At 64.3% G+C, this 12182-nt stretch carries 12 protein-coding genes; all 12 read right to left on the bottom strand.

The genetic code is table 11. The features are described 5' to 3' along the window. Window positions 1-54 precede the first annotated feature (54 nt). The gene (locus DXK93_RS30870) at window positions 55-2142 is read right to left on the bottom strand and encodes a primosomal protein N' (RefSeq protein ID WP_054455181.1); all 2088 of its coding nucleotides are present in this window, start codon (window positions 2140-2142) and stop codon (window positions 55-57) included. 304 nt (window positions 2143-2446) lie between these two features. Beyond that, entirely contained in the window at window positions 2447-3520 is a 1074-nt protein-coding gene (hemE, locus tag DXK93_RS30865) for a uroporphyrinogen decarboxylase (RefSeq protein WP_119452133.1), read from the bottom strand. Between the two features lie 174 nt (window positions 3521-3694). Further along, a complete protein-coding gene (locus tag DXK93_RS30860) occupies window positions 3695-4507 on the bottom strand; it encodes a helix-turn-helix domain-containing protein (RefSeq protein ID WP_119452202.1) in 813 nt (270 codons plus the stop codon). A gap of 251 nt (window positions 4508-4758) precedes the next feature. After that, entirely contained in the window at window positions 4759-5184 is a 426-nt protein-coding gene (locus tag DXK93_RS30855; RefSeq protein ID WP_013391134.1) for a F0F1 ATP synthase subunit epsilon, read from the bottom strand. Between the two features lie 9 nt (window positions 5185-5193). Beyond that, the gene (gene atpD / locus DXK93_RS30850; protein ID WP_054455184.1) at window positions 5194-6594 is read right to left on the bottom strand and encodes a F0F1 ATP synthase subunit beta; all 1401 of its coding nucleotides are present in this window, start codon (window positions 6592-6594) and stop codon (window positions 5194-5196) included. A 43-nt stretch (window positions 6595-6637) separates the two neighbouring features. After that, entirely contained in the window at window positions 6638-7543 is a 906-nt protein-coding gene (gene atpG, locus DXK93_RS30845; protein ID WP_054455186.1) for a F0F1 ATP synthase subunit gamma, read from the bottom strand. A gap of 98 nt (window positions 7544-7641) precedes the next feature. Then, window positions 7642-9183 (bottom strand): F0F1 ATP synthase subunit alpha, encoded by a 1542-nt coding sequence (atpA, locus tag DXK93_RS30840; RefSeq protein ID WP_054455187.1) that lies wholly within the window; start codon window positions 9181-9183, stop codon window positions 7642-7644. Between the two features lie 28 nt (window positions 9184-9211). Further along, window positions 9212-9751 carry a F0F1 ATP synthase subunit delta gene (locus tag DXK93_RS30835; protein WP_054455189.1) on the bottom strand — a complete coding sequence of 180 codons (540 nt, stop codon included), beginning with the start codon at window positions 9749-9751 and terminating at the stop codon, window positions 9212-9214. A 12-nt stretch (window positions 9752-9763) separates the two neighbouring features. Then, window positions 9764-10234 carry a F0F1 ATP synthase subunit B gene (locus DXK93_RS30830; protein WP_013391129.1) on the bottom strand — a complete coding sequence of 157 codons (471 nt, stop codon included), beginning with the start codon at window positions 10232-10234 and terminating at the stop codon, window positions 9764-9766. A 144-nt stretch (window positions 10235-10378) separates the two neighbouring features. Beyond that, window positions 10379-10621: a F0F1 ATP synthase subunit C gene (gene atpE, locus DXK93_RS30825; RefSeq protein WP_003815363.1), complete on the bottom strand. Its 243-nt coding sequence runs from the start codon at window positions 10619-10621 to the stop codon at window positions 10379-10381. A gap of 118 nt (window positions 10622-10739) precedes the next feature. Further along, on the bottom strand, window positions 10740-11621 hold the full coding sequence (atpB, locus tag DXK93_RS30820; RefSeq protein ID WP_054455191.1) for a F0F1 ATP synthase subunit A: 882 nt from the start codon (window positions 11619-11621) through the stop codon (window positions 10740-10742). Between the two features lie 82 nt (window positions 11622-11703). Continuing rightward, on the bottom strand, window positions 11704-12120 hold the full coding sequence (locus DXK93_RS30815; protein WP_367648175.1) for an ATP synthase subunit I: 417 nt from the start codon (window positions 12118-12120) through the stop codon (window positions 11704-11706). Window positions 12121-12182: the final 62 nt, after the last annotated feature.

Genomic DNA, 12182 nt, shown 5'->3' with positions numbered 1-12182 from the left:
AGAAAGATCATAGAACAATCGGATCGACGGCGCATTGGCCCCGGCCGCAGCCGATCAGATTTCCAGCGGATCGACTTCCAGTTGCCAGCGCACGCGGGCCTCGTTGGCCAGGTACGGCAGGTGGTGCGACCAGGACGCCAGGAAGGCCTGCAAAGCCGGCCGGCTGCTGCTTTCCGCCAGCAACTGGGCGCGCTCGATATTGGCCACGCGCACCACGCGCAGCGGCACCGGGTCGTACAGCATGATGGCGTCCAGGCCTGGAAAATCGGCCGCCCATTCACCCTCGGGCAAGGCCCGCGCCCGCTCCAGGAATTCCAGCGCCACCTTCAGCTCGCGCGCCTCCGCGGTCAGCAGGGCCTGGTAAACGAAAGGCGGCAGGCCGGTGCTTTCCCGCTCGTGCAGGGCATGGCGGGCAAAGCCCGCGTAGTCATGCCGCAGCAGCGCCTGATAGACCGGCTGCTCGGGGTAGTTGGTCTGTATCAGCACCTCGCCGTTGCCTTGATGGCGGCCGGCGCGGCCCGCCACCTGCATCAACTGCGCGAACAGGCGCTCGGGCGCGCGGAAGTCATGCGCGAACAACATGGAATCCGCATTCAGCACGCCCACCAATCCCAGGCGCGCGAAGTCGTGGCCCTTGGCCACCATCTGCGTGCCCACCAGGATGTCCACCTCGCCGGCATGCACCGAGGCGAACAGCGCTTCGGCACTGCCCTTCTTGCGCGTGCTGTCGGCGTCGATGCGCAGGATGCGCGCCTCGGGAAACAATTCCGCCAGATGTTCTTCCACCCGCTGCGTGCCGCGCCCCATGGGCGCCAGGTCCTGGTCGCCGCATTCGGGACAAGCGCGCGGCACCGGGGCCTGGTAGCCGCAGTGATGGCACTGCAGGCGATGGCCGCGGCCGTCGGTACGGTGCAGGACGGTAAATGCAGTGCAGCGCGGGCAATTGCTGACCCACGCGCAGGACTGGCAATGCAGCACCGGCGAATAGCCGCGGCGGTTCAGGAAGATGAGGGACTGTTCCTTGCGTTCCAGGCGCTGTCCGATGGCATCCAGCAGTTGCGGCGACATGCCCTGCTTCAGTTGCAGGCGCCGCGTGTCGATCAGGCGCATGGACGGCAGGCTGCTGGCGCGCGCCCGGCCCGGCAGGGTCAGGCGCAGGTAGCGCCCGCGCTCGGCATGCTGCCAGGTCTCCAGGGACGGCGTGGCCGACCCCAGCACTACTGGAATATTCAGGTCATGGGCGCGCCACACCGCCAGGTCGCGCGCCGAATAGCGCAAGCCGTCCTGCTGCTTGTAGGACGCGTCGTGCTCCTCGTCCACCACGATCAGGCCCAGCTGGCTCAAGGGCGCGAACACCGACATGCGCGTGCCCAGCAGCATGCGGGCCTCGCCGCGCTGGGCGCGGGTCCAGGCCTGCAAGCGTTCGCCATCGGACAGGCCGCTATGCATGACGGCCAGACCGTCCGGTCCAACGAGTGCCTCCAGGCGCGCGCGCAGCGCGCCTTCGAGCTGCGGCGTCAGGTTGATTTCGGGCACCATCAGCAACACTTGGCGTCCCGCCGCCAGCACCCTTTCGGCCGCGCGCAGGTACACCTCGGTCTTGCCGCTGCCCGTCACCCCGTGCAGCAACACGGGCTTGAACCCGTCCAGCGCGCCTATGGCGTCCACCGCCTCGCGCTGGGCGTCGTTGAGCTCCGGCGGCTGGTCGGCCTGGGCCGGCGCGCGCGCCGTCTTGCGCTTGCGCCCGTCCAGGCGCGCCACGGGTCCGCCCGCCGAGCGCTTGCCCTGGTAGGCCGTGGGCTTGCGCAGCGGCGGCGGCAGCGTGGGCAGCATCACCTCGCCCAGCGGCCGCTGGTAGTAGTCAGCGGCAAAGCGGGCCAGGCGCAGCCAGTCCTCGTCGAAGGGCGGCAGGTCATCCAGCACCTCTTCGATCGGCCGGATCTGCTTGGGGTCGAAGGACGGCTCCGCCGGGTTGTCCACCACCACGCCGATCAGCTTGCGGCGGCCGAACGGCACGATGACCCGCAGGCCCACCGTCACCGGCGCGTCGCTGCGGTAGTCGAACGGACCCGGCAGGGGCACGTCCAGCGCCACCCGCACCCAGCAGACCGCGGGGGTCGTGTTCGACAGCGTTTCAGACATGGGTGCTAGGACGGAGCATGTAGAAGGATGATCCCGGATGATGCCGGCGCGCTCCATTTTCCGCCTGTGGATAACTTTGGGGAAAAGGCAGGAGCAACATCGGAAATTGGAATTTGACAAGATTGCGCAAACTTGCGAAATCTTGTTGAAAACCCTCATTTCACCATTTAAAACAATGACTTATGAGAGCTTCCGAGATTGTAAACTAGCATCTAAAGGGTTTTCCCCGAGGGCAATCTTGCTGTGCACAAGTGTCCTCAGGGACCCTCCTGCTCCGGCCCTGTAGACCGAAGCGTCCACTCACTTACCCTCGCAGCGAACGGCTGTGCTGGTGGACTTCATCAACCAATTCGACTACGGCTTCTGGCGGAGTAAAGCGGGATATGCCGTGGCCCAGGTTGAACACGTGGCCGCCCTTGCCGACCGGTCCGAACGCGTCCAGCACGCGCCGCGCCTCGGCACGGATGGCGGGTCCGCCACCGAACAAGGCCATGGGGTCGAGGTTGCCCTGGAACGCGACCGAGTCCCCGGTGCGGCGCCGCGCGGCGGCCAGATCCACCGTCCAGTCCAGGCCCACGGCATCGGCGCCGCAAGCAGCGATCTGTTCCAGCCACTGGCCGCCGCCCTTGGTGAAGACAATGGCCGGCACGCGGCGGCCTTCGTGTTCGCGGGTCAGCCCGGCCACGACCTTGCGGGTGTAGGCCAGCGAAAACTGCTGGAACAGCCCGTCGGCCAGCACGCCGCCCCAGCTGTCGAACAGCATCACGGCTTGGGCGCCGGCGGCGATCTGCGCGTTCAAGTACTGCAGCGTGGCTTCGGCGTTGTTTTCGAGGATGCGGTGCAGCAGGTCGGGACGCGCATACAGCATCGTCTTGATCAGGCGATAGTCGTCGCTGCCCTGGCCTTCCACCATGTAGCAGGCGATGGTCCAGGGGCTGCCGGCAAAGCCGATCAGCGGCACCTTGCCGTCCAGGTCGCGCCGGATCGTGCGCACGGCATCGAATACATAGCGCAGCTTGTCCATGTCCGGCACTTCCAGGCGCGCCACGTCTTCTTCGGTACGCACCGGACGGGCGAAGCGCGGGCCCTCGCCTTCGGCGAAGTCCAGGCCCAGGCCCATGGCGTGCGGCACCGTCAGGATGTCCGAGAACAGAATGGCCGCATCCAGGTCGAAACGCTCCAGCGGCTGCAGCGTGACTTCCGAGGCGTAGTCCGGGTTCTGAGCGAGGCCCATGAAGGAACCTGCGCGGGCCCGCGTCTGGCGGTATTCAGGCAGGTAGCGGCCGGCCTGGCGCATCAGCCAGATCGGGGTATAGGGCACGGGCTCGCGCAGCAGCGAGCGCAAGAACACATCGTTCTTCAGTACGGAAGCAGACACGACTATCCTCGATGATCGGAAGCCGTGATTTTACTTCCCCTGGCTGACAAGTCGCAGCCAGGCTCTGCGCCGGACTTGCCGGCGCGCAAGCGGAGCGCTTTCAGAGGCAAGGCGGCGCGCGCGGCGCCCCGCCCGCTGGCCGTGCGTCGACCGACCGCCCGCAGGTCCGTCGCTTCAGGCCCCCCGCTCCTGCGCGGCCTGCCGGTACGGCGCCGCCTCGATGCCGTGCTTGCGCATCAGCGCCCAGAACGCCCGCCGGTGCTTGCAGCAAGCCCGCGCCGCCTGCGCCACGTTGCCGCCATGGCGCGACAGCGCAAGCCGGATATAGTCGCGCTCGAAGCCGTCCACCACCCGCGCCTTCGCGATGCGGAAGGATTCATGCGCAGGCCGCGGATGCGGTTTGCGCATGCCCGACAAGGTTTGCTCTACCAGATCCTGTGGCACCCGGGCGTGCAACGCAGCGAGCCTCGGCGCCCCGTCCGCGCCCGGTTCCATCCGCGCCTCGCGATAAGCCGTCGTGGGCTCGCGGATATCCGCCCGCGCCGCGCCACGCCCGTGCGCCGCGCCGGCCAGGCGGCCAAGCCGCACCCGCATGCTTTCCAGGCAGGCCGGCTGCATGATGAAATCCGACGCGCCCAGGCTCAGCAGGTCTTCGATCGCGGGCGCCTTCACATCGGAGATCAGCAACAGCACCGGCGTGCTCAATGCGCTGCCCGCCTGTTGCAGCGCCATGCGCGTCCAGGCGAGCGATGACGGTGCCACCGGCAGAATGCAGCAGTCGTAGCGCCTGAGCGCCACCGCCAGCCGGGCCAGCGCCTGCACGTCCGCTTCCTGGCTGTCGGCATGCGCGTCGGCGTCGGTCTGCGCGCCTGACACGGCATCGCGCGCCGCCATGCCCGCGGTCGCATAGCGCACCGGACTCAGCGACACCAGATGGAGCCGCACGCGCGTCTGCCTGGCCGGGTGCAGCGCGACCAGATCGCGCATCGGCCCATCATGGCCGGGCGCCAGCAATACCCCGCAATCCAGGACTTCTCGCACGCTTCCCCCTACGCTTGACTAGGAAGATTGAAGGCTACTGTTGCAACCGGCGTGCAGCTATTCGTAGTGATCGCATTGCGGCCCGCACAAAGGACGGCGGACCTTCACTCGGCAATGAAAAAAACAGGTATGAAAAAAGCGGCCCTGAGGCCGCTTCTTTCGATTCCGGGGCGAACCCCGGGGCACAGCTTCGCCGCTTAGTGCGAACGGCCGCCTTGGCGCAGCTTGCGCGCCGCGATGGCTTGCGCAGCCAGCATGGCGAGTTCCGCTTCGACCACGGCGATGTCCGCCTTGTCCTTGGCGTTGGCCAGGGCCTGTTCGGCCTTCTGGCGCGCTTCCAGGGCGCGGGCTTCGTCCAGGTCGGCGGCACGGATAGCCGTGTCGGCCAGAACCGTCACGCTGCCCGGCTGCACTTCCAGAATGCCCCCGGCGACGAAGATGTTTTCCTCGCCTTGGTCGGCACGAACGATCTTGACCGTCCCGGGGCGTATGCGCGAAATCAGCGGGGTGTGGCCGGGCAGAATGCCCAGTTCACCCGCTTCGCCAGGCAGCACCACGAACTTCGCCTCACCGGAGAAGATCGCTTCCTCTGCGCTGACGACATCCACATGCAGGGTAGCCATATCGGTTCCTTATTGCAGTTTCTTGGCCTTCTCGAAGGCCTCGTCGATCGAGCCGACCATGTAGAAGGCCTGTTCCGGCAGCGCATCGCACTCGCCGTTCACGATCATCTTGAAACCACGGATGGTTTCGGCCAGCGGAACGTACTTGCCGGGCGAACCGGTGAACACTTCTGCAACGTGGAACGGCTGCGACAGGAAGCGCTGGATCTTACGGGCGCGGGCCACGGCCTGCTTGTCTTCCGGCGACAGTTCGTCCATGCCCAGAATCGCGATGATGTCGCGCAGTTCCTTGTAGCGCTGCAGCGTTTGCTGCACGCCACGGGCCACGGCGTAGTGCTCTTCGCCCACGACTTGCGGGTCGAGCTGGCGGCTGGACGAATCCAGCGGGTCCACGGCCGGGTAGATACCCAGGGCGGCGATGTCACGCGACAGCACGACGGTGGAGTCCAAGTGCTGGAAGGTCGTGGCAGGCGACGGGTCGGTCAAGTCGTCCGCAGGGACGTACACGGCCTGGATCGAGGTGATCGAGCCGGTCTTGGTCGACGTGATGCGCTCTTGCAGCTTGCCCATTTCTTCGGCCAGCGTGGGCTGGTAGCCCACTGCCGACGGCATACGGCCCAGCAGTGCCGACACTTCGGTACCGGCCAGGGTGTAGCGGTAGATGTTGTCCACGAAGAACAGGATGTCGCGGCCTTCGTCGCGGAACTTCTCGGCCATGGTCAGGCCGGTCAGCGCCACGCGCAGACGGTTGCCCGGGGGTTCGTTCATCTGACCGAACACCATCGCAACCTTGTCCAGAACGTTCGACTCTTCCATTTCGTGGTAGAAGTCGTTGCCTTCGCGGGTACGCTCGCCCACGCCGGCGAACACCGACAAGCCGCTGTGCTGCTTGGCGATGTTGTTGATCAGTTCCATCATGTTGACGGTCTTGCCCACGCCGGCGCCGCCGAACAGGCCGACCTTGCCGCCCTTGGCGAACGGGCAAACCAGGTCAATAACCTTGATGCCGGTTTCCAGCAGTTCCACCGACGGCGACAGCTCGTCGAAACGGGGAGCCGCTTGGTGAATGCCACGCTTTTCGTCGTGCTGGATCGGGCCGGCTTCGTCGATGGGACGACCCAGCACGTCCATGATGCGGCCCAGCGTGCCGGTGCCGACGGGCACCGAGATCGGGGCGCCCGTGCCGGTGACCTTCATGCCGCGGCGCAGGCCGTCGCTGGAGCCCAGCGCAATGGTACGCACCACGCCGTCGCCCAGCTGTTGCTGCACTTCCAGCGTCAGACCCTTTTCGGCGAACGAGGAACCCTCGTCGGCCAGGGTAAGCGCTTCGTAGATCTTGGGCATTTGATCGCGGGGGAACTGAATATCCACCACGGCGCCGATGCACTGAACGATGGTTCCGTTGCTCATGTCGATTCCTTGCTTGATAGCTTTTGACGGGATGCTGCCTGCCTCAAACGGCGGCAGCGCCCCCTACGATTTCCGAAATTTCTTTGGTGATCGCGGCCTGACGGGTCTTGTTGTAGACCAGTTGCAGATCGCCGATGACCTTCTTGGCGTTGTCCGACGCCGCCTTCATGGCGACCATCCGGGCCGACTGCTCCGAAGCCATGTTCTCGGCCACGGCTTGGTACAGCAGGCCTTCAACGTAACGCTGCAGCAGGTCGTCGATCACGCTACGGGCGTCGGGTTCGTAGATGTAATCCCAGCTGTAGTCCGACTTCACTTCCGAGGTCTTGGCCAGGCTATCAGCGCCCGTCTGGTACGGATCATCCAAACCGCTGGCCAGAGGCAGCAGGCGCAAGAACAACGGCTCCTGCTTCATCGTGTTGACGAAGCGGGTCGAGGCCACGTACAGCGCGTCGATGCGGCCTTCCAGGTAGGCGTCCAGCTGCACCTTGATCGCGCCCAGCAGGCGGTCGAGTTGCGGCTTGTCGCCCAGTTGCACTTCCTGGGAAACCAGTTTGGCGCCGATGCGGGTCAGCACGCCCACGCCCTTGTTGCCGAAAGCGGTCGCTTGCACGGCGATGCCGTTCTTCTCGAACTCTTTCAGCTTGCCCAACGTCACGCGGGTGATGTTGGTGTTCAAGCCGCCGCACAGGCCCTTGTCGGTCGTGACCATGATCACGCCGACCGCCTTGACTTCGCGTTCGACCAGGTACGGGTGGCTGTACTCGGGGTTGGCCTGCATCAGGTGCGCAGCAATCTCGCGCACCTTGGTGGCATACGGACGGCCAGCACGCATCCGCTCCTGCGCCTTGCGCATCTTGGATGCGGCGACCATTTCCATCGCCTTGGTGATCTTGCGCGTGTTTTGCACGCTCTTGATCTTGGTTCGGATTTCCTTAATTCCGGGCATTGCGCTTTCCTGTGAAGACTGGCCGATGGGTTCCGCTGGCGCCTCATCCATCCGGGAAGGATGGGTGAGGCGTCGCGGACGCCTAACCCATCACTTTCTTAAAAAGCACCGTGCTTCTTGAATTCCTGGATGGCGGCGGCCAATTCGGCTTCGTCATCCTTGGACAGTTCCTTGGTGTCTTCGATGCGCTGGATCAGGGCCGCATGCTTGGCCTTCAGTTGATCCTTCAGCGACTTCTCGAACGACAGCACTTGGGCCACGTCCACTTCATCCAGGTAGCCGTTGTTGACCGTGTACAGCGTGACGGCCAGTTCCCACACTTGCAGCGGCTGGTATTGCGGCTGCTTGAGCAGTTCCACCACGCGCTTGCCGCGTTCCAGCTGGCGACGGGTCGCGTCGTCCAGGTCGGAAGCGAACTGCGCGAAGGCGGCCAGTTCACGGTACTGCGCCAAGTCGGTACGGATACCGCCGGACAGCTTCTTGACGACCTTGGTCTGAGCAGCGCCACCCACACGCGACACCGAGATACCGGCGTTGATTGCGGGGCGGACACCGGCGTTGAACAGGTCGGTTTCCAGGAAGATCTGGCCGTCGGTGATCGAGATCACGTTGGTCGGAACGAAGGCCGACACGTCGCCTGCCTGGGTTTCGATGATCGGCAGCGCGGTCAGCGAGCCGGTCTTGCCCTTGACGGCGCCGTTGGTGAACTTCTCGACGTACTCTTCGTTCACGCGGGCAGCGCGTTCCAGCAGGCGCGAGTGCAGGTAGAACACGTCGCCCGGGTAGGCTTCACGGCCCGGCGGACGGCGCAGCAGCAGCGACACTTGGCGATAGGCCCAGGCTTGCTTGGTCAGGTCGTCATAAACGATCAGGGCGTCTTCGCCGCGGTCGCGGAAGTATTCGCCCATCGTGCAGCCGGCGTAGGCGGCCAGGTACTGCATGGCGGCCGAGTCGGAGGCCGAAGCGGCCACGACGATGGTGTATTCCATCGCGCCGTGCTCTTCCAGCTTGCGCACCACGTTGTTGATCGTCGAAGCCTTCTGGCCGATAGCGACGTACACGCAGGTGACGCCCTTGCCCTTCTGGCTGATGATCGTGTCGACAGCGACGGCGGTCTTGCCGGTCTGGCGGTCGCCAATGATCAGTTCGCGCTGGCCGCGGCCGATCGGCACCATCGAGTCGATAGCCTTGATGCCGGTTTGCAGCGGCTGCGACACCGAGCGGCGGGCGATAACGCCAGGCGCCACTTTTTCGATGATGTCGGTGGCCTTGGCGTTGACCGGGCCCTTGCCGTCGATCGGCTCGCCCAGCGTGTTGACCACGCGGCCTTTCAGTTCGGGACCGACCGGAACTTCCAGAATGCGGCCGGTCGTCTTGACCTGGTCGCCTTCGGAAACGCCGGTGTAGTCGCCGAGAATAACGGCGCCGACGGAATCACGCTCGAGGTTGAGCGCCAGACCGAAAACGTTGTTGGGGAATTCGAGCATTTCGCCCTGCATCACGTCGGACAAGCCGTGGATGCGGGTAATACCGTCGGTCACGGACACGACGGTGCCCTGAGTACGGACATCAGCCGAAGCGCCCAGGCCCTCGATGCGGCTCTTGAGCAGTTCGCTGATCTCGGAGGGATTGAGTTGCATATTGACTCCTGGAATCCTGTTAGTTGCCTTAAGCGGCGAGCTGATCGCGCATGCGGGCCAATTGGGCTTGTACGGAAGTATCGAGCACCTGGTCACCGACGGCCACGCGCACGCCGCCGATCAGCGACGGATCAACGGTGACGCTGGGCTTGAGCTTGAGGCCGAATTTTTGTTCGAGCGCGCTGACCAGTTCTTTGACCTGGGCATCGCTCATTTCGAACGCGCTGGTAATTTCCGCCTGCGCCGTGCCGTCGTGACGATTCCGCAGCACCGCGAATTGCGCGGCGATGTCGGGCAGCAGCAGCAGCCGGTCGTTTTCGACCAGCAGCTCGATGAAATTGCGGGCGGCTTGAGGCAGTTCGGCCTTTACCAGGCCGGAGAACAGCTCGACGCGCTGCTTGTCGCCCAGACGCGGGTCGGCCATGGCCTCGCGCACGTCGGGGTTGGAGGCGACCTGAGCCAGTTCGCTGACCAGATCGGACCAGGCCGGCAAGCCGGCGCGGTCGTCGCGCGCCGCGCTGAAGAGCGCTTCAGCGTAGGGCCGGGCAACAGTGGAAAGTTCAGCCATGACGGTCCCGGATTAAAGCTGCGCGCGGAGCTGGTTGAGCAGCTCGGCGTGTGCGCGGGCGTCAACCTCGCGCTTGAGGATCTGTTCAGCACCCTTGACGGCCAGCGCAGCGACGTCGTCGCGCAGCAGGTCGCGGGCGCGCTGGACTTCCTGCGCGGCATCCTGGGCAGCCTGCGCCACGATGCGGGCGCGTTCGGCTTCCGCTTCACGGCGGGCCTGCTCGATCAGGGAGGCGGCTTGCTTCTCGGCCTCGATGATGCGGGCGTGGTTTTCGGACTTGGCAGAAGCCTCGATCAGACTGACGCGCGCCTGGGCTTGAGCCAAATCGGCTTTGCCCTTCTCGGCGGCGGCCAGGCCGTCGGCGATTTTCTGGCGGCGCTCGTCCATCGCCTTCGTCAGGGGAGGCCACACGAATTTCATCGTGAACCAGCCAAGAACGAAGAACACGAGCATCTGGAAAATGATCGTCGCGTTCAGATTCACGGTCGTTCCTTTAACACCTTGCGGCTCCGACCGCACCCGGAAAGGGGCGTCACGGAGCACTCGATACTTTGCTAGTCGGCGACGGAGCTTGCACCCACATCGCCGCCAGCGTCATGACCCGCCTTTTCGCCGGCGGGCGGTGCCTTAGCCGACGAACGGGTTGGCGAAGGCGAACAGCATGGCGATACCCACGCCGATCAGGAATGCCGCGTCGATCAGGCCAGCCAGCAGGAACATCTTCGTTTGCAGAGCGTTCATCAGTTCAGGCTGACGAGCCGAGGCTTCCAGATACTTGCCGCCCATCAGTGCGATGCCGATGCAAGCGCCGATAGCGCCCAGACCGATGATAAGACCGCAAGCGAGGGCAACGAAAGCGACGTTGGTCATGACAACTCCTTGGTTAGAAATCTGAAGTCAAAAATTGAAAAATAAGGGGTACTGCTCAATGCAAGATAATCTTGCTATCCCATGCTGGCCGGGTGGCCAGCATGGGAAATTCGGGGGATCAGTGGCCTTCGTGAGCCTGGCCGAGGTACACCAGCGTCAGCATCATGAAGATGAAGGCCTGCAGCAGAACGATCAGGATGTGGAAGATCGCCCAGATGGAGCCGGCCAGGATGTGGCCGATGCCCAGGCCGATGCTGGCGCCGTTGAAGCCGGTCCAGGCGCCGCCCAGCAGGGCGATCAGCATGAAAATCAGTTCGCCGGCGAACATGTTGCCGAACAACCGCATGCCCAGCGACACGGACTTGGCGGCGTATTCGATCAGGTTCAGCAGCAGGTTGAACGGGGCCAGCACGATGGCGCCGATGCCGTGCGCGTGGAACGGCGCGGTGAACAGTTCCTTGACGAAGCCGCCCGGGTGCTTGATCTTGATGCCGTAGTAGAACATCAGCAGCAGCACGCCCAGCGACATGCCCATCGGCACGTTCAGGTCGGCGGTCGGCAGAATGCGGTGGTAGTAGAGCGGATCGCCGTGCTCAGCGCCCAGGCCGGTCAGGCGCCAGATGGAGGGCAGCAGGTCGACGGGCAGCAGGTCCAGCGCGTTCATCAGGATGATCCAGAGGAACACGGTGAGCGCCAGCGGGGCAATGAAAAGACGGCTCTTGGCGTTGTGGACGATGCCCTTGGCCTGGTCGTCGACCATGTCGACGATCATTTCCACGAAGGCCTGGAAACGGCCCGGCACGCCACTGGTGGCGCGGCGCGCAGCGCGCCACAGGAAGAAAATGACGATCAGACCCATCAGGCCCGACCAGAACAACGAGTCGTAGTTGATGATGTCGAACTGAGCGATAGCGCTCTGTTTCTCACCCGTATTGTTCAGATGCACCAGGTGGTGCTGAATATACGCGGACTGAGGCGACACGTCGCTGGCAGCAGCCATTTGAATCCTACCCTATTTGCTGTGCCCGGCCCTTGCGAACCGGACGATTCCACGATTTCGTTTGCCGTAAACCTGCTCGGCGCTATGACAACTTGCGGAACATCAAGAGCAGGAGATAGCCCTTCAATGTGAGTATCAGACCGAGCAACGCGGCAGGCCATACGAGGCTATCCTGCGTCACACGCGAAAGCAGCCACAACAGCAGCGCCGTTGCGAACAACTTGATCAACTCACCAGAGAGAAAGGTAAAGGGACTGGCCTTACCGGCCCGTACGCTGACAGCCAGGCGCAATGCGAACAACGCATTGGGAATGAAATACGCTCCCGCCCCCGCCAGCGCCGACCAACCTGCCGCCGCCCCTCCGACAACCCCCGCAATTACTGCTGCTGCGAGCCCCATGGCACCTTGCGCTGCCAATGCCAACAGGAGCCCGCGGCTAGCTTGAGCATTCAGCGCCGCGCGATCCGCGTCACTGAGAACCAGAACTTTATCCGTCATGTCGTGGTCAAACATTGCTTGCTGCTGACCCTGACCGTCAACCGGACCCTGCCGCACTTCAT

This window comes from Achromobacter sp. K91, from assembly GCF_003576205.1.
GTDB lineage: Bacteria > Pseudomonadota > Gammaproteobacteria > Burkholderiales > Burkholderiaceae_B > Achromobacter > Achromobacter aegrifaciens.
This window is presented reverse-complemented; position numbering and strand designations above follow the sequence as displayed.